At 68.2% G+C, this 24,968-nt stretch carries 23 protein-coding genes; 18 read left to right on the top strand and 5 right to left on the bottom strand.

Going from position 1 to position 24,968, the window contains the following annotated elements:
• Positions 1-15: 15 nt before the first annotated feature.
• Positions 16-1,557 (bottom strand): exopolysaccharide biosynthesis polyprenyl glycosylphosphotransferase, encoded by a 1,542-nt coding sequence (locus tag M2351_RS16890; RefSeq protein WP_264657281.1) that lies wholly within the window; start codon positions 1,555-1,557, stop codon positions 16-18.
• Between the two features lie 12 nt (positions 1,558-1,569).
• Positions 1,570-2,418 carry a class I SAM-dependent methyltransferase gene (locus tag M2351_RS16885; protein ID WP_264657280.1) on the bottom strand — a complete coding sequence of 283 codons (849 nt, stop codon included), beginning with the start codon at positions 2,416-2,418 and terminating at the stop codon, positions 1,570-1,572.
• 185 nt (positions 2,419-2,603) lie between these two features.
• Between M2351_RS16885 and M2351_RS16880 the strand changes: the two genes are divergently transcribed.
• The 8 genes from M2351_RS16880 to M2351_RS16845 all read left to right on the top strand — a co-directional run bounded on the left by M2351_RS16880 (position 2,604) and on the right by M2351_RS16845 (position 10,785).
• The gene (locus tag M2351_RS16880) at positions 2,604-2,780 is read left to right on the top strand and encodes a hypothetical protein (protein ID WP_264657279.1); all 177 of its coding nucleotides are present in this window, start codon (positions 2,604-2,606) and stop codon (positions 2,778-2,780) included.
• Between the two features lie 23 nt (positions 2,781-2,803).
• Positions 2,804-4,045 carry a threonine synthase gene (locus M2351_RS16875; RefSeq protein WP_264657278.1) on the top strand — a complete coding sequence of 414 codons (1,242 nt, stop codon included), beginning with the start codon at positions 2,804-2,806 and terminating at the stop codon, positions 4,043-4,045.
• Positions 4,046-4,582: 537 nt separating this feature from the next.
• Complete coding sequence (locus M2351_RS16870) at positions 4,583-5,608, top strand: 2-dehydro-3-deoxygalactonokinase (protein WP_264657277.1); 1,026 nt, start codon at positions 4,583-4,585, stop codon at positions 5,606-5,608.
• Positions 5,609-5,637: 29 nt separating this feature from the next.
• Complete coding sequence (locus M2351_RS16865) at positions 5,638-6,939, top strand: MFS transporter (protein ID WP_264657276.1); 1,302 nt, start codon at positions 5,638-5,640, stop codon at positions 6,937-6,939.
• An 87-nt stretch (positions 6,940-7,026) separates the two neighbouring features.
• The gene (locus M2351_RS16860) at positions 7,027-7,668 is read left to right on the top strand and encodes a bifunctional 4-hydroxy-2-oxoglutarate aldolase/2-dehydro-3-deoxy-phosphogluconate aldolase (protein ID WP_264657275.1); all 642 of its coding nucleotides are present in this window, start codon (positions 7,027-7,029) and stop codon (positions 7,666-7,668) included.
• Between the two features lie 30 nt (positions 7,669-7,698).
• Positions 7,699-8,847 carry a galactonate dehydratase gene (gene dgoD / locus M2351_RS16855; protein ID WP_264657274.1) on the top strand — a complete coding sequence of 383 codons (1,149 nt, stop codon included), beginning with the start codon at positions 7,699-7,701 and terminating at the stop codon, positions 8,845-8,847.
• Between the two features lie 5 nt (positions 8,848-8,852).
• The gene (locus tag M2351_RS16850; RefSeq protein WP_264657273.1) at positions 8,853-9,806 is read left to right on the top strand and encodes a 2-hydroxyacid dehydrogenase; all 954 of its coding nucleotides are present in this window, start codon (positions 8,853-8,855) and stop codon (positions 9,804-9,806) included.
• 148 nt (positions 9,807-9,954) lie between these two features.
• Positions 9,955-10,785 (top strand): IclR family transcriptional regulator, encoded by an 831-nt coding sequence (locus M2351_RS16845; RefSeq protein WP_264657272.1) that lies wholly within the window; start codon positions 9,955-9,957, stop codon positions 10,783-10,785.
• Positions 10,786-10,807: 22 nt separating this feature from the next.
• Here the strand turns inward: M2351_RS16845 and M2351_RS16840 are convergent, their stop codons facing one another.
• Positions 10,808-11,434, bottom strand: coding sequence for a helix-turn-helix domain-containing protein (locus M2351_RS16840; RefSeq protein ID WP_264657271.1), 627 nt, complete (start codon positions 11,432-11,434; stop codon positions 10,808-10,810).
• A gap of 95 nt (positions 11,435-11,529) precedes the next feature.
• Entirely contained in the window at positions 11,530-12,948 is a 1,419-nt protein-coding gene (locus M2351_RS16835) for an FAD-binding oxidoreductase (RefSeq protein ID WP_264657270.1), read from the bottom strand.
• 102 nt (positions 12,949-13,050) lie between these two features.
• Here M2351_RS16835 and M2351_RS16830 point away from each other — a divergent pair, with 102 nt between their 5' ends.
• The 8 genes from M2351_RS16830 to M2351_RS16795 all read left to right on the top strand — a co-directional run bounded on the left by M2351_RS16830 (position 13,051) and on the right by M2351_RS16795 (position 21,267).
• Entirely contained in the window at positions 13,051-14,214 is a 1,164-nt protein-coding gene (locus tag M2351_RS16830) for an alpha-hydroxy acid oxidase (RefSeq protein WP_264657269.1), read from the top strand.
• A 324-nt stretch (positions 14,215-14,538) separates the two neighbouring features.
• A complete protein-coding gene (dapA, locus tag M2351_RS16825; RefSeq protein ID WP_264657268.1) occupies positions 14,539-15,438 on the top strand; it encodes a 4-hydroxy-tetrahydrodipicolinate synthase in 900 nt (299 codons plus the stop codon).
• Positions 15,439-15,531: 93 nt separating this feature from the next.
• Positions 15,532-16,389, top strand: a complete 858-nt coding sequence (locus M2351_RS16820) for a transporter substrate-binding domain-containing protein (RefSeq protein WP_264657267.1) — start codon at positions 15,532-15,534, stop codon at positions 16,387-16,389.
• A 72-nt stretch (positions 16,390-16,461) separates the two neighbouring features.
• Complete coding sequence (locus M2351_RS16815; protein ID WP_209767630.1) at positions 16,462-17,124, top strand: amino acid ABC transporter permease; 663 nt, start codon at positions 16,462-16,464, stop codon at positions 17,122-17,124.
• A 21-nt stretch (positions 17,125-17,145) separates the two neighbouring features.
• On the top strand, positions 17,146-17,922 hold the full coding sequence (locus tag M2351_RS16810) for an amino acid ABC transporter ATP-binding protein (protein ID WP_264657266.1): 777 nt from the start codon (positions 17,146-17,148) through the stop codon (positions 17,920-17,922).
• A 242-nt stretch (positions 17,923-18,164) separates the two neighbouring features.
• Positions 18,165-19,271 carry an efflux RND transporter periplasmic adaptor subunit gene (locus tag M2351_RS16805; RefSeq protein WP_264657265.1) on the top strand — a complete coding sequence of 369 codons (1,107 nt, stop codon included), beginning with the start codon at positions 18,165-18,167 and terminating at the stop codon, positions 19,269-19,271.
• Positions 19,268-20,548: an ABC transporter permease gene (locus tag M2351_RS16800; protein ID WP_264657264.1), complete on the top strand. Its 1,281-nt coding sequence runs from the start codon at positions 19,268-19,270 to the stop codon at positions 20,546-20,548. Before M2351_RS16805 ends, M2351_RS16800 begins: the two co-directional genes overlap by 4 nt.
• Positions 20,548-21,267, top strand: a complete 720-nt coding sequence (locus M2351_RS16795) for an ABC transporter ATP-binding protein (RefSeq protein ID WP_264657263.1) — start codon at positions 20,548-20,550, stop codon at positions 21,265-21,267. The genes M2351_RS16800 and M2351_RS16795 overlap by 1 nt, the downstream gene beginning before the upstream one ends.
• A gap of 21 nt (positions 21,268-21,288) precedes the next feature.
• On the opposite strand, the gene cynS is transcribed toward M2351_RS16795, so the two are convergent.
• On the bottom strand, positions 21,289-21,777 hold the full coding sequence (gene cynS / locus M2351_RS16790) for a cyanase (protein ID WP_264657262.1): 489 nt from the start codon (positions 21,775-21,777) through the stop codon (positions 21,289-21,291).
• Between the two features lie 194 nt (positions 21,778-21,971).
• Here cynS and M2351_RS16785 point away from each other — a divergent pair, with 194 nt between their 5' ends.
• Both M2351_RS16785 and M2351_RS16780 read left to right on the top strand, forming a co-directional pair.
• Entirely contained in the window at positions 21,972-23,900 is a 1,929-nt protein-coding gene (locus tag M2351_RS16785; protein WP_264657261.1) for a sigma 54-interacting transcriptional regulator, read from the top strand.
• An 11-nt stretch (positions 23,901-23,911) separates the two neighbouring features.
• On the top strand, positions 23,912-24,952 hold the full coding sequence (locus M2351_RS16780; RefSeq protein WP_319801897.1) for an aminotransferase class I/II-fold pyridoxal phosphate-dependent enzyme: 1,041 nt from the start codon (positions 23,912-23,914) through the stop codon (positions 24,950-24,952).
• Positions 24,953-24,968: the final 16 nt, after the last annotated feature.

Here is a 24,968-nt window from a genome sequence, read left to right as displayed (position 1 = left end):
CGAGCAGCAGGGATGTTAGAAGACGTCGCGCCCGAACAAGCCCGTGGCGAGGGTGCTGACCATGATCTTCGCGTCGAGCCATAGCGACCAGTTTTCGATGTAGTGGATGTCCATGTCGACCCCGGCGCGGGCCTTCTCGATCGAATGGATACCACCCCGCATGCCGTTGATCTGCGCCCAACCGGTAATCCCCGGCTTGACGCGGCTGCGCGCCGCGTACTCGCGCACGGCCTCCGCGTAGCGGTAATTGCCGACGCGCATGTTCGGCACATGGGCGCGCGGGCCGACGACCGACATGTCGCCCACCAGCACGTTGAACAGCTGCGGCAGCTCGTCGATGCTTGTCCGGCGCAGGATGGCGCCGATGCGGGTGATCCGCGGGTTGTCGCGGTGGGTGCCCATGGCGCCGTCGTCGCTGTCGTCCACCGTCATCGTGCGGAACTTCAGCATCGTGAAGGGGCGGTTGTTGAAGCCGACGCGGGTCTGGCGGAAGATGATGGGTCCCGGCGATTCCAGCCGGATCGCCAGGGCGGCGGCCAGCATGACCGGCGAGGCGACCAGCAGGCCGAGCGCGGCGACGACCACGTCCTCGATCCGCTTGAGGATGATCTGCATGCCGCGCAGAGGCTGCCGCATCACCAGCAGCGCCGGCGTATCGCCGATGTGCCGCACGCTGGCCAGCCGCAGCTTGAAATTCTCCTCGTCCAGCGGGATCAGGATGTCGAGCGAGATCATCTGCAGCTGCATGCACAGGCTGTGGATGCGCAGCGCCGCCCGCCAGGGCAGCGCGATGACGATCATGTCCACGCGGTTGTTCTGGAGGAAGGTCTTGAAGGCGATCAGGTCGCCGGACACGGGCATGCCGGCCAGCGATTCGGGCCGGCGGTCGGCCCCCCGGTCGTCGAACAGCGCCAGCACGTCGTAATTCGCCTGATGGTCCGGCAGGGACAGATGCTTGATCATCCGCTCGGCGCTGTCGGTCGCGCCGAACAGGACGACCTTGCGCCGCAGCGACCCGCGGCTTTCCAGCCGGCGCACCGCCCGCGCCGTCACGGCCCGGCCGGCCGCCAGATAAGCGAACGCTGCGCCGCCCCACAGAATGACCCAGTCCGGCCGGTCCGTCGGTGGCAGGAACGCCCAGCCCAGCAGGAGGAGCACGAGGCCCGCCGGCAGGATCCCGCCGACCACGTCGAATAGCGCCTTGCGCCCCTGCCGGTAGTTCTCGACGCGGTACGCCCCGATCGCCGTCATGGTGCGCAGATAGACGTCGAGTGCGATGGCCGTGGCTATGCCCGCCTGGACGAGTGAGAGTCCGGCGCCGGCGCCCAACTCCGCCGCCCAGGCGGTCAGCCCGGCAAGCGCCAGCAGCGCGCCGTCCGACGCCTTCACCAGCCGGTTGACCAGCCCGTGCGTCCAGTGCAGGCGCCCGGCGCGGGCGGAGGCAAGCCCCTGCGGCGCAGCGTCGGCGGCGTCCGCTCCGTCTTGATGCGGCGCCCCCTCGCGTTCCCCGGCCTCGCGCTGCCCGGCCGATTCACGGGTCTGCACGTCGTCGAGCATCGGTCGGCGCCTTCAGCCTTGCACGAAGCGGCGGACGATCGGCTTCAGCGCCCGTCCCAGCGGGTGGGAACGAAGCCGGCGGGTGAGGTTGGTCTGCCGAATGATCTGCATCAGCGTCCGGGGCGTGCGGAAGACGGAGATGGGGGTGCCGAACAGTTCGGTGTCCCGCACGAAGTAGCGCGGCTTCACCGTCCCGAAGAGCATCGCGCGGTAGCGTTCGGCCCAGCCGGGACGCGCCAGCATCAGCTTGTTGTCGCCGATGGCGAAGGGGGCGAGGGCGTGGGGACGCTCTATCATGAAGCGGCACATGCCTTCCGACACGGCGGGAAACTCGGGGTTGAAGTAGTCGTCCAGCACGATCACGCCGCCCTCGCCCAGGCTGTCGTCGGCGATGGTCAGGTCGTTGCGGGTGATCTCCGCCGTGTGGCCGCCGTCGACGCTGAACAGCCGCACGGACTGCTCCAACCCGCCGGACAGGCCGGCCCAGGTCAGGGCGAGGGAGTTCCCCTTGACGATATTGATCGTGCCCGCGTCGATTCCGAACCGCGCGAGGTTGGCGCGGAAGACCGCCTCGTCGCCCTGGCCCGACTGGTCGACGTTGAACTGCTGGTCCTCGAACAGGTCGATGGCGAAGGCCCGCTCGCCCGCCTTGCGCAGCAGCGCCAGCAGAATGAAGAGCCGCCCATGGTGCACACCGATCTCGCCCACGGCGCCGGTCACCCCGGCACCGCTCTGCCATTGGCCGACGCAGGATATCAGAGTGGCGTCCAGGCGCGACAGCCAGCCATCCACCCGCCGGTGGTGACCGTGAACATACTGCTGCACCGGGCCGCTGACGGAGAAGGATGGTTGTATGGTCATAAAGAAGCACTATTCGTATACTTATTTATAAAGGATTAAAATCGCCCATTGTGACGATATTTGCCATTTTTTGTTGATGAATGTTGCAGCCGGTCTGCCGGCACTAGGACAAGTTTCAAGCGGAAACGATCGCATCTTCGCACTGATCTGTACGATTCAACGTTCGGTTCCGCCGCACGGGCGGCGTGACGTCGGGCAAGGGAGGGCTCGGCTGGTTCATCTTCCAGATCCGCAACGAGCTGTACATCGGCAAGGTCTTCGCCGGTCTCGTCACCGTTATCCTGATTAGCCTGCTGGTCGAGAATGTCGTCTTCCGCTGGATCGCGACCCACACCGTCCGCAAGTGGGGCATGGTCCGCTGATGTCTTTGCAAGGAAACTCCACCGTGCGCTTCGATGCCAACCTGACCACCGAACGCCCGACCTTCGTCACCCACTTGGAATGTTCCTACACAGGCGAGCGTTACGAAGCCGACACCGTCCACAACCTGTCCAAGGCCGGCAAGCCGCTGCTGGTGCGCTACGATATTGGGGGAGTGAAAAAGGCGCTGACCAAAGAGGCGCTGGCCGAGCGCCCGCAGGACCTCTGGCGCTACCGCGAACTGCTGCCCGTCCGCAGGGTCGAAGACATCGTCAGCCTGGGTGAAGCGGTGACTCCGCTGGTGCCGCTGCCGAAGCTGGCTGCCAGGCTGTGCGCGGCGGAACTGCTGGTGAAGGACGAGGGGCGGCTGCCCACGGGGTCCTTCAAGGCGCGCGGGCTGGTCATGGCGGTGTCCATGGCGAAGTCCTTCGGGATCAAGCACATGGCGATGCCGACCAACGGCAACGCGGGCGCGGCGCTGGCCGCCTACGCCACGCGGGCCGGCATCCGGACGACGATCTTCTGTCCGGAGGACACGCCGGAGGTGAACGTCTCCGAGATCGAGCTTCAGGGCGCCACGGTCTACCGGGTCAACGGCCTGATCGACGACTGCGGCAAGATCGTGGGCGAGGGCAAGGCAAAGGTCGGCTGGTTCGACGTCTCCACCCTGAAGGAGCCCTACCGGATCGAGGGCAAGAAGACCATGGGGCTGGAACTGGTCGAACAGTTGGGATGGGACGTGCCGGATGTCATCTTCTACCCGACCGGCGGCGGCACCGGCCTGATCGGCATGTGGAAGGCCTTCGCGGAGTTGGAGGCCATCGGGCTGATCGGTTCGAAGCGCCCGCGCATGGTCGCGGTGCAGGCCGCCGGCTGCGCTCCCATGGTCCGCGCCTTCGAGACGGGGGATGAGCACGCCCCGCGCTGGGAGGACGCGCACACCATCGCGTCCGGCATCCGCGTGCCGCAGGCGGTCGGCGACTTCCTGATCCTGCGCGCCGTGCGCGACAGCGGCGGTTTCGCCATCGCGGTGCCGGACGACGCCATCCAGGCAGCGCTGAACGAGGCGGCGCGGGAGGAGGGTTTCCTGCTCTGCCCGGAGGGGGCCGCGACCTACGCCGCCTACAAGCAGGCGCTTGCCGATGGGCGGGTGAGCCGCGACGAGCGCGCCGTTCTGTTCAACTGCGCCACGGGCCTGAAATACCCCCTGCCGCCGGTGCAGCGGACGCTCGAGCGCATGAAGCCCATCGACTATTCGGCGTTCTGACCATCGGCTGGAGCGGCGGCCCCGCGCGTCACGGCCCGATGCGGGTGTTCCAGACCAGCAGCGCGTCCAGGCGGGCGAGCCGTTCCGGGTCCATATCCTCCTCCCGTTGGGTGTCGAGGAAATTCCCCCTCCGCGATCCCGTCCAGCACCGCCGCCTCAAGGTCCGGCGGCGGGATCATGTGATCGGTGATCCCGACGACGAACGGCCCCGCTTGCCACCTATCGACATCCTCCGGCTTTCGGTCCCCATCGGCAAATTTACACAATGGGCCAGCAAAGCGAACTTCGCAAATAGAGATTTCCAGCGATCGGGCGGCAAGCGGCGAACGCAAAATGTCTCACTATATGGAATAAACGTTTATTATTTGACATCTGCGTGCCCGGCTTCTATCCACATTGTGATGCCAGCGATCAGTATGTGAGACATGCGAAGGGCGCCGCCACCAACCGGCGCATCCCGTTTAAGTCCCAGAGGCCGGATCAAAACGAACGACGCGTCGTGGCTTGCCGCCCGACGTGCGCAGAGGGAGGTTTTCGATGCTTTTCGCCACGATCGACACGGGCACCACGAATACGCGCGTGATGGTCTGGAAGGACGGCGCCGTGCTGGCGGAGGCCGGCCGGCCGGTTGGGGTGCGCGACACGGCGATCACCGGCAGCACCGACGCGCTGAAGGCGGGTGTACGCGACGCCATTGCGGAGGCGCTGTCCGGCGCCGGCCTGACTGGCACCGGGTTGTCCGGCACCGATGACGTGCTGTTCCTGGCCTCGGGCATGATCACGTCCAATGTCGGGCTCTGCGAGATCCCCCACCTCCTTGCCCCCGCCGGCCGGGAGGAACTGGCGCAGGGCATGCGGTCGGCCTCGCTGCCGGACGTCGTGGACCGGCCGATCTGGTTCATCCCGGGCATCAAGAGCCACGCCGGCCCCATCACGCTCGACACCGTCGACGCCATGGACATCATGCGCGGCGAGGAGACGGAGACCATCGGCGTCCTCCACGCCATGCGGGTGAACGGCCCGGCTGTCCTCGTCCTGCCAGGCTCGCATTCGAAGTTCGTGCGGGTGGATGCGCAGCGGCGGATCGCCGGTTCGGTCACCACGATCTCCGGCGAACTGCTCGACGTATTGACCAAGAACACGCTGATCGCCAGTTCGCTCGCCCACAGCTTCGCCGACCGCATCGTGCCGGACGCGCTGCTGCGCGGCGCCGACTACGGCCGTACGCTGAGCCTGGGGCGGAGCGCCTTCCTGGTCCGCCTGCTCGACCTGTTCGGCGACCTGGATGTGAAGGGGGACGTGCAGGCGCGCGCCAACCTCCTCCTGGGCGCCGTTTTGGCGTCGGACATCACAGCGCTGAGAAACAGCCGGTCGCTCGGCATGACGCCCGGCACGGCGATCATCGTGGGCGGCAAGGCGATGCTGCGCGACGCCTTCGCGCTTCTGCTGCGCAACGATCCCTTCTTCACCGGCACGATCGCGACCGTACCGGACGGGCTGCCCTCCGTCTCCGCCATCGGCGCGATCGAGATCGCGCGCACGCGCGGCCTGATCACCCTGTAACGCACCAAGAGTTTGGGAGGATTACAAGAATGGTTTCCCAAGATGTGGGCGCTGTGTCGTCCGGCGTCCGCAGTCGGCGCTGGATCATCGTCTTCCTGCTGCTGATCGGCGGCATGGTCAACTTCATCGACCGGACGGCCCTGTCCATCGCCGCACCCGAAATGATGACCGAGCTGAACCTGACCAACAGCGACATCGGGCTGCTCGGCACGGTGTTCTCGTTGATCTACGCCATCTTCCAGCTTCCCTCCGGCTGGCTGATCGACCGGCTGGGCGCCAAGAAGGTTTATTCGCTCAGCATCATCCTGTGGAGCGGCGCCACCATGCTGACCGGCGCCTGCTCCTCCAAGCTCGGCCTGATCTTCGCGCGCGGCATCCTGGGCGTCACCGAGGCGCCTTGCTGGCCGAGCGCTGCCAAGATCACCGCCGCTTGGTTCCCGAAGAAGGAGCGTGCGCTGGCGACCGGCATCTGGGACGCCGCGTCCAAGTGGGGCCCGGCCGTGGCGCCGCCGCTGCTCGTCTTCCTGATGGTCACCTTCGGCTGGCGCGCGCTGTTCTACATCGCCGGCGGTTTCGGCGTCCTGTTCGGCCTGCTGCTGCTGGCCTTCTACAAGCAGCCGGAAAAGGCCAAGTGGCTGTCCGCCGACGAACTCGCCTACATCAAGGAGGGCGGCGGCGGCACGGCTGAGGAGCTGGGCTCCACCCCCGACGGCATCCGCTGGCGCGACCTGTTCGCCTACCGCAGCGTCTGGGGCATGATCCTGGGCTGGTTCTGCTACATCTGGATGTTCAACATCCTGACCTACTTCGTGCCGCTCTATCTGCTGAAGACGCAGAACGTGAACATGTCGTCGGTCGGCTATCTGGCGAGCGTGCCCTTTTTCGGCGGCATCGTCGGGGCGTTCCTCGGCGGCTATGTCTCCAAGTGGCTGGTGGACCGCGAAATCGCGGAGCCGCTGGTTGCCAAGCGCGCGACCATCTCCGTCTGCGCGCTGCTCGGCGGCCTTGCCCTGATGGCGGCCCCCTTCTTCACCGGCCTGACCGCGACGCTGGTCCTTCTGACGGTCGGCATGGGCATGCTGTCGGCGGTGTCGGCCAACGGCTGGGCACTGCCGGGCGACGTCGCCCCGCGCTCCATGGTCGGCTCGGTCGGCGGCATCCAGAATTTCGGCGGCTACTTCGCGGGCTCCTTGTCGCCGCTGGTCACCGGCATGATCGCGGACAGCACCGGCTCCTACGCGCTGGCCTTCGTCAGTGGTGGCGTCATCGCGGCCTGCGCGGCGCTCTGCTACTGGTTCATCGTCAACAAGCCGATCGAAGCGAAGGCGTAAAGTTCTCTCTCCTCACCCGGCCGCTGCCGCGGCCACCCTCTCCCGGGGCGGGAGAGGGGTGGGCCATCAGAATTGAAGGACTTGAACATGCTGAAGCATCAGGTCATCCAAGCCATCGACGAGACGGGCGTGATCGCCATTGCGCGCGGCCTTGCTCCGGCGGATGTGGTGCCCGTGGCGCGGGCGCTGTATGAGGGCGGCATCCGGGTGTTCGAGATCACCTGCAACAGCCTGTCCGTCTATGACGGCATCCGCGCGGTGAAGGCGGAGTTCGGCACCCGCATGAAGGTGGGCGCCGGCACGGTGATCAACCCGGTTTCCGCTTACCTCGCGCTTGACGCCGGGGCGGACTTCGCGCTGGCCCCGAACTTCGACCCGGAGGTCATCCAGGCGGTGCACGAGCGCCAGCGGCTGATGATCCCGTCGGTGACCACCCCGTCGGAGGTCTTGCGGGCGCACCGGCTGGGCGTCGATTTGCTGAAGCTGTTCCCGGCCAGCGGTCTCGGCCCCGCGTACCTTAAGGACCTGCGTGGGCCGTTCGACGAGGCGGCCCTGATCCCGGTCGGCGGCGTCGGGCTGGACAACATCGGCGCCTTCGCCAAGGCCGGCGCCTTCGCGGCCGGCGTCGGCGGCAGCCTGATGCGCAAGGACCTCATCGCCGGCCAGCGCTGGGACGAGCTTGCCGAGGAAGCGCGCAAGTTCATCGCCGCTTTCAAGGCGGGCCGCTGACCGAACCCTCTGCCGGACAGACACCAAAAAATGAAGATCACCAAGCTCACCACCTACCGCCTGCCGCCGCGCTGGATGTTCCTGAAGGTCGAGACCGACGAAGGGGTCACCGGATGGGGCGAACCGGTCATTGAGGGGCGCGCCCGCAGCGTCGAGGCCGCCGTCCACGAACTGTCCGAATACGTCGTCGGCAAGGATCCGGCGCGCATCAACGACATCTGGCAGGTGCTGTACCGCGGCGGCTTCTACCGCGGCGGCCCAATCCTGATGTCCGCCATTGCCGGCATCGACCAGGCGCTGTGGGACATCAAGGGCAAGGCGCTGGGCGCGCCGGTCTACCAGTTGCTCGGCGGGCTGGTGCGCGACCGGATCAAGGCCTATTCCTGGGTCGGCGGCGACCGTCCGGCCGATGTCATCGCCGGCATCCGGACGCTCCAGCAGATCGGTTTCGACACCTTCAAGCTGAACGGCTGCGAGGAGATGGGCACCGTCGACACCTCGCGGAAGGTCGACGCCGCCGTGGCGGTGGTGGCCGAGATCCGCGAGGCATTCGGCGATTCCATCGAGTTCGGCCTGGATTTCCACGGCCGCGTCGCCGCGCCGATGGCCAAGGTGCTGATCCACGAGCTTGAGCCTTTCCGCCCGCTCTTCATCGAGGAGCCGGTGCTGGCCGAGCAGTCGGAACACTACGCGCGCCTCGCCGCGCAGACGCACATTCCGCTGGCGGCGGGGGAGCGCATGTTCTCGCGCTTCGACTTCAAGCGGGTCTTCGCGGACGGCGGCATCTCCATCCTCCAGCCCGACCTCAGCCACGCGGGCGGCATCACGGAATGCCTGAAGATCGCCGGCATGGCGGAAGCCTACGACGTCGCACTGGCCCCGCATTGCCCGCTGGGGCCGCTGGCGCTGGCGTCGTGCTTGGCGGTGGACTTCGTGTCGCGCAACGCCGTCTTCCAGGAACAGAGCATGGGCATCCACTACAACCAGGGTGCCGAGCTGTTCGACTATGTCCTGAACAAGGACGACTTCAAGATCGACGGCGGCTACTTCTACCCCTCCGACAAGCCCGGCCTCGGCGTCGAGGTGGACGAGGGGCTGGTGATCGCGCGCAGCAAGGACGCGCCGGACTGGCGCAACCCCATCTGGCGCCTGCACGACGGCACCGTGGCGGAATGGTGAGCGGCATGGCCTTCACGAAAACGAACCGCACGGTGATGAAGGCGGCCTACCTGCCGCCGGCCTTGGTGGCGCGGCTGGACGGGGCCTTCGTCCTGCGCGACTGGGACACGCTCGACGCCGCGGAAAGGGACCGGCTGGCGCCGGAGGTGCGGGTGCTGGCGGTCAACGGCGAGTCCGTCGTCACCGAGACCTTCATCGCCACCTTTCCCAACCTGGAGCTGATCGCCGACTTCGGCGTCGGTTATGACGGAATCGACGTCGCCGCGGCCCAGCGGCGCGGCGTCGCGGTCACCAACACGCCGGGCGTGCTGACCGACGACGTTGCCGATTTGGCGTTCGGCTTGCTGCTGGCGACGGCGCGCCAGATCCCGGACGCCCAACGATTCGTCGAGCGCGGCGACTGGGCCGGGGGTGGCTATGCCTGGACGCGCAAGGTCTCCGGCGGGCGGCTCGGCATCGTCGGCATGGGGCGGATCGGGCAGGCGGTCGCCCGGCGCGCCGCCGGCTTCGACATGGTCGTCTCCTACACCGACCAGATGGCGATCGAGGGCTGTCCGCATCGCTTCGTGCCCGGCCTGACGACCCTTGCGGCGGAGAGCGATTTCCTCATCGTCTGCGCCAATGGCGGGGAGAAGACCCGCGGGATGGTTAGTGCGGAGGTGCTGGCCGCCCTCGGCCCGGACGGCATCCTCGTCAACATCGCGCGCGGCACCGTGGTGGACGAGGCGGCGCTGGTCGCCGCCATCAAGGCCGGGACCATCGCCGGCGCGGGCCTCGACGTCTTCCTCGACGAGCCGACCGTGCCCAAGGCGTTGCAGGGACGTCCCAACGTCGTGCTGACCCCGCACATGGCGAGCGCCACCCACGCGACCCGCAAGGCCATGGGCGACTTGGTCTTCGACAACATCGCCGCCCATTTCGCGGGTGAGCCGTTGAAGACGCCGGTCAGGCCGTATTGAGCGTCCCCTCTCCCGTCTCGGGAGAGGGAAATGAAATGCGGTCATCGCGGTTGGAAAATCGGCTATGGTGCGCCGTCACCGCGCGGCGTCCGGCGAAGCCCTGCGGTGGAAACCCCATCACAGGATCGCCGGGAGCACGGAGCCACGCTTGAAGTCGCCATTGCCCCGCCCGAACGACGCTGAATCGAACGACGGCGCCAAGGGGGCGAGCGGCGCGCAGACACTGGTGCGCGGGTTGACGCTGCTGGAACTCGTCGCCCAGGGCGTAGGGGACGTGAAGGGCCTGTCCGAACGGCTCGGCGTGCCGCGCAGCACGCTCCATCGGGTGCTGAGCAACCTCGTCGCCGAGGGCTACCTGCACCATGTGCCCTACCAAGGCTACACGCTGGGCTACAAGCTGATCTACCTCGGCACCCGCGCCCGGGAGCAGCGGCCGCTGACCCAGATCGCGCGCCCCTTTCTGGAGGCGCTGGTCAACGACTGCGGCGCCACGGTGCATCTCGGCCAAATGGAGGGCTCGCAGGTCCTCTATCTCGACAAGCTGTCGGGCGACAAGGGGCTGGAAATGCGCTCCCGCATCGGCCAGCGCATGCCGCTGATCTCCACCGGCGTTGGCAAGGCGCTGATGCTCGGCCTGTCGGAGGAACGCTGGCGGGAGCTGTACGACGAGGCCCAGGCGCTGAAGGAACGGACCGGGGCGGAGAAGCCGAGCCTGCTCCCCTGGCCCGATTATCTGGACTCCATGTGCGCCTACCGGCGGCAGGGCTGGGTCATGGAGTGCGAGGAGAACGAGCTGGGCATCCATTGCGTCGGTGCGCCGGTGCGCGACGTCAACGGCGAGGTCGTGGCCGCCGTCAGCGTCGCCAGCGTCAACTTCTACATGCCCCGGGAACGTATGCTCGACCTTGGCCCGGTCGTCGCCGAGGTCGCGGGGAAGATTTCGCACGCGCTGGGCGCGGCGGACCAGGGAACGCCGTGACCGCCGCCCGTCTCCAACACGATCACTGGTACTTGGCGTAGACCCACAGCACCTCGGCGTCGGTGTCGCCCTCCGATACCCAGAGGTGCGGCGTGCTGGCGTCGTAATAGAGGGAATCGCCGGCGTCCAGGCGCAGCGGTTCGTAGATCTGGCTGTGAATGACGACCGTCCCCGACAGGACGTAGAGGAACATCTCCGCCTCGTACTTGGCCCATTCGGGATAATCGTCGATCGACCGCGCGACGATCGTCGTCTTGATCGGCGTCATCACCTTCTGCGTCAGGTCGGGACACAGCCAGGCGTTGTTGCAGGTGCCGGTGGGGAAGGGGCGTCCTTCGCCCGCTCGGGTCAGCGCACGCCGGCCGGGCACGCGCAGCACCGGGGCTGCCGCGGGCTGGCCGCCGATGATCGCGGCGGGGTCCATTTCGAAGCCCGCCGCGATCTTCTGGAGCGTGGAGAAGGTCGGCGACAGCTCGTTCCGCTCGATCTTCGACAGGGTGGACAGGCCCACGCCGGTGCGGTCGGCCGCCTGCTGGAGCGTCCAGCGCTTGCGCTTGCGCAGGTCCTTCAGGCGCGCGCCGAGATCCAGTTCGCCCTCGGCCAGGTCCGGCGTGTCGCGGGCGTCGTCCATGACGTCGATCCCGCCCATGATCGCCCCACCCATTGATGCAATGGCTGGCTTGATTGATTTGCTTCTGACGTTCTTCGCCTTCAAAGCCGAGCGCGCCATCGAAGAACCTCGATTCAGAGAACTTTTCCGGGATTCATAATATTTTCGGGGTCGATCGTCGCCTTGATTTTCAGCATCAGCCCATAGCGGACCGGGTCGATCGATTGCGCCAGCCGCTTGCGGTTGCTCTTCCCGATGCCGTGTTCGGCGCTGATCGAGCCGTCGCATTTCAGCGTCGCGTCGTCCACGATGCCGTTCACGATGGCGGCGGCCTCCTCGAACTCCGCTTTCGAGGGGAAGGCGTCCTTGTCGAAATGGGCGATGGCGTGCAGGTTGCCGTCCCCGACATGGCCGACGAACAGGATGCGCGCCTGCGGGAAGGCCTTCGCCACGCCGGACACCGTGTCCGCCGCGAAGTCGGCCAGCCGGTCGAGCGGGACCACCGTGTCGTAGGACGCGCTGACGCCCGACACCTTGTTGGCCTCCGACACGGAATGGCGCAGGCGCCAAAGAGCGGCGCGCTGGGCCTCGCTCTTCGGGATCACCGCGTCGGTGACGAGGCCTTGCTCCAGCCCGTCGCCCAAGCATTCCTCCAGGAGCGCGCCCAGGTCGATTGTCGCGAAGCTGTCCTCCGCCTCGATCAGCACGTACCAGGGGTGGCTCTGGTCGAAGGGCAGGGCGCAGTTCGGGATGTGGTCCAGCACCAGCTGCATCTGCGAATGGGACATGACCTCGTAGGCGCTGATCCGGTCGCCCAGTTTGGAGCGCACGAGCGCCAGCAGCGCCAGTGCCTGGCCGAGATCGGCGACGCCGGTCATGGCGGTGGCGCTCGCCTGCGGCGGCGGAAACAGCTTCAGCGTCGCCGCAGTGATGATGCCGAGCGTGCCTTCCGACCCGATGAACAGGTGGCGGACGGCGTAGCCGCTGTTGTCCTTGCGCAGGCGCTTCAGGTCGTTCATCACCGACCCGTCGGGCAGCACAACCTCCAACCCCATCACGAGGTCGCGCATGGGGCCATAGCGCAGAACCGCGGTGCCGCCGGCGTTGGTCGCGATGTTGCCGCCGATCTGGCAACTGCCCTCCGCACCCAGGCTGAGCGGGAACAGCCGGCCGACCTCCTGCGCCTTCGTCTGCAGATCGGCGAGGATGCAGCCGGCCTCCACCACCATCGTGTTGTCGAGCGCGCTGATGTGGCGGACCCGGTTCAGCCGGTCCAGCCGCAGCACCACCTCATCCTCGCCGAAGGGCGTCGCTGCGCCGCACATGCCGGTGTTGCCGCCCTGCGGAACGATCTTGGCGCCGGCCTCGCGGCAGAGGCGGACGACCCGCGAAACCTCCTCGGTGTCGGCCGGATAGACCGCGCACAGCGCCGTACCCTGGTAGCGCCCGCGCCAATCGTTCAGGACCGGTTCGAGATCCTGGTCCGCCGTGATCACATGGCGCTCCCCCACGAGCGCGCGCAACGACGTCACCAAGGCTTGCGGGTCACGCATGGTATTTTCCTCGAAGATCCGCGTTGACGATTTTGCTGCTCTCTGTCTAGCATACGAAAAGTTTTTCCCGAAGATGAAAATTTGGCGGGAGCGAAATCGATCATGAGACTTGGTGCTCGCCCCCTATTGAACGTTGCCGAGGCCAGGGACCGGGCACGCTCCCGCCTGCCGCGCGGCCTGTTCGAATACATCGAGCGCGGCACCGAGGACGAGGTGGGCCTTGGCGAGGCCAAGCGGTCGCTCGACAGCGTGACCTTCAACCCGCGCGTCCTCGTGGACATTTCCAACCGGAACGCGGCGACGTCGATCTTCGGCACGCACCAGCCCCTGCCGCTGGTCATAGCGCCCACCGCGGTCGCCGGGCTGATCTGGTACGATGGGGAGGTTGAACTGGCGAAGGCCGCGGCTGCGGCCGGCATTCCCTTCTGCGTGTCCACGCAATCCATCACGTCCATCGAACAGATCGCCGAGGAGTCGAAGGCGCGGCTGTGGTTCCAGCTCTATGTCTGGCGCAACCGCGACCGCGCCGTCCAGCTGGTGAAGCGGGCCGAGCGGGCGGGGGCCGAGGCGTTGGTCCTGACGGTGGACACCGCGGTGGCGCCCAACCGGGAATACAACATCCGCAACGGCTTCGGCATCCCGATCAAGCCGTCGATCCGGGCCGGGCTCGACTGCGTCGCCCACCCGCGCTGGTTCGTGAATGTTTTCGCAAAGTATCTGCGGAACGGTGGCGTGCCGACCTACGCGCATTATCCGGAGGAATTTCGCACCGCCCTCGGCCGTGTGGCCGTGGCGGACGAGATCAGCCTCGCCCAGGACGTCAACTGGGAGGATGTGCGGACTCTGCGGTCGGCCTGGAAGGGCCAATTGATCCTGAAGGGTGTGCTCCGCGCCGACGACGCGGTTCGGGCGGCGGAGATGGGCGTGGACGGCATCGTCGTGTCCAACCACGGCGCCCGCAACCTGGACAGCGCCGCCAGCCCGGCGACGCGCCTGCCCGATATCGTCGACCGGGTCGGCCACCGGATGACCGTGCTGGCGGACGGTGGGGTGCGGCGCGGCAGCCATGTGGCGAAGTACATCGGGATGGGCGCGCAGGGCGTGCTGCTCGGCCGTTCGGTGCTGTATGGCCTCGCCATCGGCGGGGCCGAGGGAGCGGGCGCCGTGCTGGACATTTTCCGGCGCGAGCTGCTGACCACCATGGGCTTCCTCGGCGCGCCGTCGATCCCCGACATCATCGGGACGGTGGAGCCCGCCCGCGGCTGATCGCCTCCCTTGGTTGTCGGATCATATTTGTTTTCCGATGATACGATTTGGTGTTGCAGGATAGGGGAAAATAGGTTCACACTGCTGACTGTGGACGGACGGTGGGGTTTACACTCATGGGGTCGTCGTTCCTCCAACGCTTTTTCAATAAGCGGTTTTATTTTTAAGAGTGGGCTTCTTCTTGGGCGATGTCTCGGCCTTTGGCTGGGGATGTTCTTTAAGACCATTTCGATTCCGCGCTCGACACTGCCCAGGGCGGCCGGCGCAGAGGGTTTGGCACGCCGCCCAGCACATCCACGCGACAACGCCATGCGAGGACACTCTATGGAACTCACCCAAACGGAGATCAGCGGCCTTTTCAGCGCGATCGTCACGCCGCTGACAAGCGACGGCTCCGTCGACGTCGCCGGGCTGAAGCGCCTTGTGCGGCACCAGCTGGATGCCGGCGCCTCCGGCGTCGTTCCCATCGGCGGCACGGGCGAATATCCGGCCCTGTCGCGGGACGAGCGCAAGCTGATCGTGGCGACCTGCGTGGAGGAGGCGGGGGACAAGCCCGTCATCCCCGGCGTGCTGTCCACCGGATTCCACGACGCGGTCGAGGCCGGCCGCGATTTCGCACAAGCCGGTGCGGCGGCCGTGATGACGGTCACGCCCTACTACGCGCCCGGTACGCAGGACGGCATGCGCGCCTACTTCAAGGCCTACCGCGACGCGGTCGACCTTCCGGTGATGCTGTACCAGATCCCGCGCCGCACGACGGTGTCGGCGACCGCCGAGGCCGTGCAGGCGATGGCGGAGGACGGCTCGATCATCGGCATGAAGTTCTCCTCCTACGACATGCCGGAGTTCATCAAGACCATCAAGCTGGCCGGCGACAAGATTGCGGTGCTGAGCGGCGAAGAGCCGCTGTTCGCGACCCACGTCGCGCTGGGCGCCCGCGGCGGCGTGCTGGCGTCCGCAACCATCTACCCGAAGATCTGGTTGCGCATCTTCGCCCTGGCGCGCGCCGGCAAGCTGAACGAGGCGCTGGAGGCCCAGGCGCAGATCGACCCGGTGGTGAACTCGATCTTCCTGGAAACCAACCCCGGTCCGCTGAAGGCCTACATGGCGCTGGCCGGCATGCCGGTCGGCGGCGTGCGCCTGCCGCTTCTGCCGCCGAGCGCGGAGACGAACGCGAAGCTGGAGGCGGTCGCCGCCCACGCGCGCTCCATTGCCCTGGCTTGAAGGGGCTGGCCTGACAAAGGCCCAAGACCAACGGCCGCGCAAAGCGGCCCTTCGATGACGACGGGAATGGCAACACACGGAAGGGAGACGGAGATGGTCAATCGCAGGGACCTGGCTGGTCTGATGGGGATGGGCGCCGCGGTGGCGGCGGTTGGTGTCGGGGCGGCCGGCATGGCGGCGGCTCCGGCCGCGGCGCAGGAGGCCGGCGGCAGCTTCGACCGGATTTTGAAGGCGAAGAAACTGCGCATCGGCGGCGTCGCCACCGGCGCGCCGTGGATCATGAAGGACCAGTCCACCGGCCAGTGGTCCGGCCAGTTCTGGGACATCGCGTCGGCGCTCGCCACCGACATGGACGTCGCGCTTGAGGTGGTGGAGACCACCTGGGGCAACGGCATCCTGGACCTCCAGGCCAACAAGATCGACATCATGTTCGGCATGAACCCGACGCCGAAGCGGGCGCTCGCGGTCGATTTCTCGGTCCCGGTCTACAACAGCGCGCTGGTCGTGATCGCCAAGCCGGGCTTCGACCCGAAGACCTGGGCGGACATGAACAAGCCGGAGGTGAAGATTGCCGTGGACGTCGGGTCGGCCCACGACCAGGTCGCCTCCCGCCTGTGCCCGAAGGCGCAGATCATCCGCTTCAAGTCGCTGGACGAGGCGACGCTGGCGGTGCGCAGCGGCCGCGCCGACGCGCAGTCGATCTTCTGGATGGGCGGCGTGCGCGCCGTGAAGCGCGATCCGGGCCTGGGCAAGGTCGTGGTGCCGCAGCCGATGTTCGGCTCCACCTCCAACGCGGCCTTCCGGCGCGAGCCGGACAAGACGCTGCGCGACTTCGTCAACACCTGGATCGTCTATGCCCAGGGCCTGGGCCTGATCCGGGAAGCGGTGGTGAACAGCCTCGCCAAGGTGGACATCGCGATGAGCGACATCCCCGAAGGCATCACGTTCTGACGGCGCGAGGGGCGGCCGGCTCGCCGCCCCCATTTTCCTACGGCCGCCCCGACGACTCCGAACAGGCCCCGCATGTACACCTTCAACTACGACATCCTTTGGGGATACCGCTGGCTGTTCCTGAACGGCACGCTGGTCACCATCGGCCTGACCATCGGGATCATCGTGCTCGGCCTGCTGCTGGGCCTGATCGCCGGCTTGGCCCAGCTGTCGCGCTTCGCGGTCCTGCGCTGGGTGTCCTGGCTCTACATCGAGCTGTTCCGCTGCACGCCGCTGCTGGTCCAGCTTCTGTGGTTCTACTACGCGCTGCCGATCCTGGTCGGCATCCAGATCGACGCGGTCACCGCGTCGGTGCTGACTCTGTCGCTCTACGGCGGGTCCTTCTACGCGGAGGTCATCCGCGGCGGCGTCGTCTCCATTGAGCCGGGCCAGACAGAGGCGGGGCTGGCGTTGGGCATGACGCCGGCGCGCGTCATGCGGCGCATCGTGCTGCCGCAGGCGGTGAAGCGCATGATCCCGCCGCTGATGAACCAGTCGATCATCCAGTTCAAGAACACCTCGCTGGTGTCGGTGGTCGCGGTGCCCGACCTGCTGTACCAGGGTCAGGTCGCGGCGACGGACACCTTCCGCCCGCTGGAGGTCTATTCGATCGTCGCCCTGATCTACTTCGTCGTGCTGGTCCCCTTGACGGCCGTCGTGAAGCGGGCGGAACGGAAACTCCAGGTCAGCCACTAAAGCGTCGGCAGCGAGGTCGCCATGAACACCCCCCAGACCGCCCCCAAAATCGAAGTCGCGGCGCTGAAGAAGCAGTTCGGCGACCATGTCGTCCTGCGCGACATCAACCTGAACATCGACCCGGGCGCGGTGGTCGCGCTGATCGGCCCGTCGGGGTCGGGCAAGTCCACACTGCTGCGCTGCCTGAACCTGCTGGTCGTCCCCAACGGCGGGCGCATCCGCATCGGGGCTGACAGTTTCGACTTCGACGGCAACAAGCCGCTGCCCAGTCCCAAGGCGCAGGCGAAATTCCGCTCCAACGCCGGGATGGTGTTCCAGCACTTCAACCTGTTCCCGCATATGACGGTCCTCCAGAACGTCATGGAAGGTCCCATCTCCGCCAAGAACATGCACAAGGGCGAGGCCGAGGCCATCGCCCGCCGGCTGCTCGCCAAGGTCGGCCTCGCCGACAAGGCCGACGCCTTTCCCAACCGGCTGTCCGGTGGGCAGAAGCAGCGCGTCGCCATCGCGCGGGCGCTGGCCATGGAGCCGGAGGTCATGCTGTTCGACGAGGCCACCTCCGCGCTCGACCCCGAACTGGTGTCGGAGGTTCTGTCGGTGATGCGCGACCTCGCGGCGGAGGGCATGACGATGATCATCGTCACCCACGAGATCGCCTTCGCGCGGGATGTGGCCGACCGCGTCGTCTTCATGCGTGACGGCGTGATCGTGGAGGAGGGGCCGGCGCGGGAGGTCATCGACAACCCGCGCCAGGAAGCCACCCGGTCCTTCCTCAGCCACTTCCACACACGGAACTGAGGCTCGCCGTCGGGCGGAGGGCCGCGAAAAAGAGCACGACTGGCCGCCGCTTTGACACGCCGCAATCGCAGCGGCGCGCCGACGGGCTATGATGGGCGGGTTTCCACGTCGCGTTGGACACGACGATGACGAAGCCAGAGGGGGCCGCACCGCGGCCGAACGCGCCGGATTCGGCGCCTGCATCGACGGATGACGCCCGGGCGGACCAGACCCTTTCGAACCCGGCCGCGCCGGGTTTGCCCGTGCCCGTACCCGTGGCGGACCGGCCGCTCGTGCCGCGCCCGGCCGTTCCCGCCGTTCCTCGGCCGTCGCTGTGGCGCTGGCTGCGGGTGCCGCTGGCGGTGCTGCTGCTGGTGGCGGCGCTGGGAGGGACGGCGTTGTGGTGGGCAGGGCGGCCGCCGCTGGTGGCTGTGGTCGGCGTGGAGCGCGGGCCGGCCATCGAGGCGGTGTACGCGACCGGCACGGTCGAATCCCTCAACACCGTGCGCGTCGGACCGCCGGTCGGCGGCCGCGTCGCGACGGTGCTGGTGGACGACGGCGACCGGGTGACCGCGGGGCAGCGCATGGCGACGCTCGACCCTCGGCAATTGGAGCAGCGCTTGCAAAACGCCGAGGCGCGGCTGCGGCTGGCGCGGTCCGATGCGGCGCGGGTGGAAGCGCTCCTGGCGCGCGGGGTCACCACGATCGAGGCGCGCGACAAGGCGGTGGCCGAGCGGCAGCAGATGGAGGCGGACGTGGCGCTGGTCCGGCGCATGCTCGACGACCTCGTCGTCAACGCGCCCATCGACGGGGTGGTGCTGCGTCGGCAGGCGGAACCGGGGGAGAGCATGGCCGCCAACGCCGTGCTGTTCACCGTGGCCGATCCCACCCGCCTGCGCGTCGTCGCCGACGTCGACGAGCGGGACATTCCCCGGGTTCATCTCGGCTCCCGCATCGCGGCGCGGGCGGAGGCCTTTTCCGGCGACGTGTTCCGGGCCGCGGTGACCAACATCCGGGCGGAGAGCGACAGCCAGACGCGCACCTACCGTATCGAGGCGACGCTTCCGCCGGGCACCCCGCTCTACATCGGCATGACGCTGGACGTGAACGTCATCGTGGCGGAGCGGCGGGGCGCCCTTCTGGTGCCCGCCGGCGCCGTGCAGCGCGACCCACCGCGCGGCGGGCGTCCGGGGCAGGCCCATGTCTGGGCCGTTGGTCCGGACGGGCGGGTGAAACGCGTCCCCGTGACTCTGGGCGCCGAGGGACCAGCCCGCGTGGAGGTGACGGAGGGAATCGGCCCCGACGACCGGCTGCTGGAGGCGCCGCCAACCGGCCTCGCCGAGGGCGACCGCGTCCGGGTGCGGCCATGACCACGCTCACCGGTCATCGCTTCGGCTGGTCGATGCTGCCGCTGCCGGTGTCGATCGCCATCGCCCACCTGCGCGCCCGGCGCCGGCAGAGCGCGGTGTCGATCCTGGGGGTGGCGCTGGGGGTCGGCTTCTTCATCGCCATTTCCGGCATGATGCACGGGTTCCAGCATTATTTCCTGGTGCAGATCGTCGAATCCACCCCGCACGTGCTGATCACCGACGAGTACCGCGCGCCGCCCGCCCAGCCGCTGGAGGTGCTGGAGCCCCACGCTGCGCTCGATCTGCGCCGCGTCGTGGCGCGCGATCCGGTGCGCGGCATCGCCAACGCGCAGGCGATCCTCGACGCGCTCCAGTCCATGCCGGGGCTGGAAGCGGCGCCGGCACTGCGCGGGCAGGGGCTGCTGCGGCGCGCCGGCCGCGACTACGGCGTCACCGTGCTGGGCATCCGGCCGGAGCGGGAGGCGAAGGCGACCCAACTGGCGGGGGAGATGGTGGCCGGGCGGCTCGACGCGCTGGACGCCGCAACCGACGGGGTGATCCTGGGCACCGGGCTCGCCGCCAAGATGGCCATCGGCATGGGGGATTCTGTGCTGCTGGCCAGCCCCACCGGCGGCACGGCGCGGCTGCGCGTCGTCGGGCTGTTCAAGACCGGCATCGAGCAGTTGGACACCGGCCAGATCTACGTCCAACTCGCCAAGCAGCAGGCAGTCCAGGGGCGCCCGCGGGTGATCAACGAGATCCGCGTCCGCTTGGCCGATGTCGCCCGCTCCATCCCCGTGGCCGATGCGCTGGAACGCCGCTTCGGCTACAAGGCCGCCCCGTGGGAGGAGACGAACAGCCGCGTGCTGTCCGTCTTCCAATTGCAGAACGTCATCATCTACATGACCACGGGCGCCATCCTGGTGGTGGCGGGCTTCGGCATCTTCAACATCATTTCCACGGTGGTGCTGGAGAAGGCGCGCGACATCGCCATCCTGCGCTCCGTCGGGATGCCGCCGGCCACGGTGACGCGCATTTTCATCGTGGAGGGGCTGGTGGTCGGGCTGATCGGCATGCTGGTCGGCTGGGTCGTCGCGGTGGGCATCGCGGAGGCGTTGCGGATGATCCCCGCCCCCGGCAGCACCGATCCCACCCAGACCCTGCGGGTCGACACCTCCCCGCTCAGCTTTGCGATCGCCGGGGGCATCGCGCTGGCGACCTCCATCCTGGCCGCGTGGCTGCCGGCCAGCCGGGCGGCGCGTATCGACCCGCTGACCATCATCCGCGGGGCCGTGTGATGCCGGGCGCCGTCATGGAGGGTGTCGTGGAGATGGAGAGAGGGCTGCGGGCGGTGGACCTCGTCCGCCTGCTGCCGGGGCCGGTGCCGACCGTGCTGGTGGACGGCGTCAGCCTGACGATCCGGCCGGGCGCGCTGGCGGCGATCACCGGCCCGTCCGGGTCCGGCAAGTCGTCGCTGCTCTATCTGCTCGGGCTGCTCGACCGGCCGACGTCGGGGGAGGTGCTGGTGGACGGCGCGCCGACCACGGGGCTGGATTCGGCGACGTGCGACCGGCTGCGGTTGGAGCGGTTCGGCTTCGTCTTCCAGTTCCATTTCCTGCTGCCGGAATTTTCGGTGCTGGACAACGTGCTGGTGCCGATGCGGGAACTGGGGGCGCTGTCTGGCGCCGGGATGCGGAACCGTGCGCTGGAGATCCTCGACAGCCTGGGTATGGCGGAGCAGGCGGACAAGCTGCCCGCGCAGTTGTCGGGCGGGCAGCGCCAGCGCACGGCCGTCGCGCGGGCGCTCGCCAACGACCCGCCCTTCATCCTGGCGGACGAGCCGACCGGGGCGCTGGACACCCGCAACGCCGCTGCGGTGTTCGAGATTCTGCACGGGTTGGCGCGCGCCGGGCGGACCGTCGCCGTGGTGACCCACGACGCCGGCCTCGCCGCCACCGCGCCCCAGCGCTTCCACCTCGTGGACGGCCGGCTGGTGACGGTTCCCCAGCCTGCGTGACCGGCGCGCGGGTCCACAGGGTCAGGCGTCGCCGAACCCGTAATCAGGCACGCCGTCTTCATTGCCGTAATACTTGTAAGGCAGGAACTTGCCGGACATGGTCAGCTTCACCCGGTCGCCCTTCGGGTTGGGCAGGCGCTCCATGTCCATCTCGAAGTCGATGGCGGACATGATGCCGTCGCCGAACTCCTCCTGGATCAGCTCCTTAAAGGTCGTGCCGTAGACCATCACCAGCTCGTAGAAGCGGTAGACCAGCGGGTCGGTCGGCGGCATCGTCGGGATGGAGCCGCGGTAGGGCACCTCGTTCAGCATCTTCGCCTCGCTGGGCGACAGGCCGAACAGCTCGGCGGCCTTGTCGGCCTGCGGCTTGGTCAGCTTCATCTGGCCGAGCAGGGCGGCGGTGATGAGGATGGGCGAATAGCCGCCGATCGCCTCGGCGATCTGCGCCCAGGTCAGGCCCTTGTCCCGCTTGATGTCGAGGATCTTTTCGGTCAGGTCGGCGCGCTTCATGGAACTCTCCTGGCGGTGACGGGGATGGTGCGTCCGTTCGGTGCCTGGGAAGATGGCAAAGGGCGTGCCAGTCGCCGGGGTTGGTCCAGGTCCTTGGAATCCGTGGGCCACGGTGCTACTCACGTTTTCACGAATTTTCGTGAATGGCGATAATTCGCCACACAATCACGAAGTATCGTAAATTGCGGGGTTTGATGGATCGCACGCCGGATGGGAGCTACGGGGCGGCCTTCGAGCACGGCGTGGAGGCCTGCCTCGTCGTCGAGCTTGCGTCGGGCCGTATCCTCGACGCCAACGGGGCGGTGTGCCGCCTGCTCAGCTATCACCGGGACCTGCTGCGCCGGATGCCGATCGTCGATCTGCACCGCGGGCAGGAGCCGGCGCTGCTGGTCTTCACGGAAGCGGTGCTGACCAAGGGCGTCTACTGGACCCGCGACCTGTCGGTCCGCCACGCGGGCGGGGCGGAGCTGTGTCTGGAATATGCGGGCGCGCTGCTGCCCGGCGGGGAGGCCCTGCTGCTGACCCTCCACGACCTCGACGCGCGCCGCCAGCGCGACATCCAGGACGAGGGGGAACTGTACCTGCGCGACGGCATCGGCGAATGGCAGCGGGTCGAGCGCGTGTTCCAAGGCATAGAGCGCGAGAACCAGCTGATCCTCCAGGCCGCGGGCGAGGGCATCTACGGCGTGAACGCCGAGGGCAAGGGAACCTTCGTCAACCCGGCGGCCGAACGCATCCTGGGCTGGTCGGCGGCGGAGCTGCTGGGGCGGGACATCCATTCCGTCATGCACCACCACCGGCCGGACGGGTCCCCCTATCCCGCCCATGAATGCCCGATCTACGCGGCCTTCCGCGAGGGGCGGGTGAAGCGCGTGTCCGACGAGGTGTTCTGGACGCGCGACGGTCGGCCGATCTGGGTGGAATACACCAGCACGCCGATCCGCACGGGCGACCGGGTGATCGGCGCCGTGATCGTCTTCCGCGACGTCTCGCAGCGCCGCGAGGCCGACGAGCGGCTACGCGCCGCCCTGTCGGAGGTGGACCGGCTCCGCCGCCGGCTGGAGCTGGAGAACGCCTACCTTCAGGAGGAGATCCGCCTGTCCGGCAACCACCACGGCATCATCGGGCGAAGCGCGGCGATCCAGAAGATCTTGCAGCAGGTGGAGCTTGTCGCGCCGACCGACGCGTCGGTGCTGGTCACGGGGGAGTCCGGCACCGGCAAGGAGCTGATCGCGCGGGCCATCCACGAGGCCGGGCGCCGCTCCGGCCGGCCGCTGATCCGCGTGAACTGCGCCGCCATCCCGCGCGAGCTGTTCGAGAGCGAGTTCTTCGGCCACGCCAAGGGCTCCTTCACCGGCGCGCTGCGCGACCGCGTGGGCCGCTTCGAACTGGCCGACGGCGGCACACTGTTCCTGGACGAGGTCGGCGAGATCCCGCTCGACCTCCAGGGGAAGCTGCTGCGCGTCCTGCAGGACGGCCTGTTCGAGCGTGTGGGCGAGGAGCGCACGCGCACCGTGGACGTGCGCATCGTGGCTGCGACCAACCGCGACCTGAAGGCGGAGGTCGCGCGGGGACGCTTTCGCCAGGACCTGTATTTCCGCCTGAACGTGTTTCCGATCGAATCCCCGCCCCTGCGGGAACGGCCGGAGGACATCCCCCTGCTGGCCGCGCACTTACTGCGCGACGCCGTGCGGAAGCTGAACACGGTGGACCTCAGCCTGACCGAGGGCAGCGTCCGTCGGCTGGTGGGCTACGGTTGGCCCGGCAACGTGCGCGAGTTGCAGAACGTCATCGAGCGGGCGGCGATCCTGGCGCGCAACGGGCGCATCCACCTCGACCTCCCGGCGGAGGAGGCCGGGGCCGGCAGCCTTCCCGGACCCACCGTGGAGGCGCCGCCGGCCATCGAGACAAGGCGGGACCTCCGCAACCGCGAGCGCGCCAGCGTCCTGGCGGCGCTGGAGGCGGCGAGCGGCAAGGTGTCGGGTCCGGGAGGAGCGGCCGAACGGATGGGCGTGCCGGCGACGACCCTGACCTCGCGAATCAAAGCGCTGGGGATCGACCTGCGCGGTCTCAAGGAGCGGGCACGGGCAAAGGTCCGGCCGGTGCCGGACGGCGGGTGGTGAAGGCGTCGGCGATGCGCTGGCCGTCGCTGTCCCGGACGATCGCGAACCAGTGGGTCAGCCGCACGCCTTCGGAACTGCGCGTCGTCCGCGACGCCGAGGAATCGGCCCGACCCCCAGGTGTTCAGACACTGCAGGCCGATGAAGTACAGCCCCTTTCGGGCGGAAGCCGATGGCCCAGACGATGGCGGCGATGCCCGCCGCCTTGGCGTCGCTTTCCATCAGCGTGTCCCGCGGCGCCCGGACCGGGACAAAGGGCTCCTCCTCCGGCGCGTCGATGCAGTTGTCGGCGATGTATTCTCCGGGGAATGCGGGGGTGGAGGAGGAGAGGGCCACTCCTCGACGCTGGACAGGGCGGAGCAGGCGCCGCATTTTACTGCAACCCGACCCTGCAGAACCCGACGACGATCACATTGCCTCTGGAGCGCCGCCGCGCCCTGCTGGAGGTCGCGCGCCGCCATGGCGTCGCAGTGATCGAGGACGAAGCCTACGGCGCCCTCCCGGTCGACGGGCCGCCGCCGCTGGCGGTGCTGGCGCCGGACCTGGTCTTCTGCATCGGTGGGCTGGCGAAGGCGCTGGGAGCCGGCCCGCGCGTCGCCTATCTGGTGGTGCCGGAGGCGCGCCGCGTCTGGCAGCTGTCCGCCTATCTGCGGGCCACCACGGTCATGGCCTCTCCGCTGACGCTGGCGCTGGCGACGCGTTGGATCGTTGATGGCACTGCCGACGCCATCCTAGACGCCATCCGCGCGGAATCGGCGGAGCGCCAGAGTTTCGCGCGCAGCGTCCCGCCCTACGCCAGCCGGCGTTCGAAGCCGGAGACCTTCCATTTCTGGCTCCAACTTCCGCCGGACTGGAGCCGGTCGAACTTCGCCGCCACGCTGCGCGGCGCCAACCTCGGCATCGTGGTCAGCGACGCCTTCGCGGTCAACAACCCGCCGCCGGAGGCGGTGCGCCTATGCCTGGGCGGCTGCGACGCAGTGGAGACGCGGCACGCGCTGGAGATTATCGCCCAGACCCTGTCCCAGCCCCCGGCCTTTGCCGCCGCGTTCCTGTGACACTCGCGGCGGCGGC

Origin of the sequence: Azospirillum canadense, assembly GCF_025961225.1 — a bacterium.
Classification (GTDB): domain Bacteria; phylum Pseudomonadota; class Alphaproteobacteria; order Azospirillales; family Azospirillaceae; genus Azospirillum; species Azospirillum canadense.
This window is presented reverse-complemented; position numbering and strand designations above follow the sequence as displayed.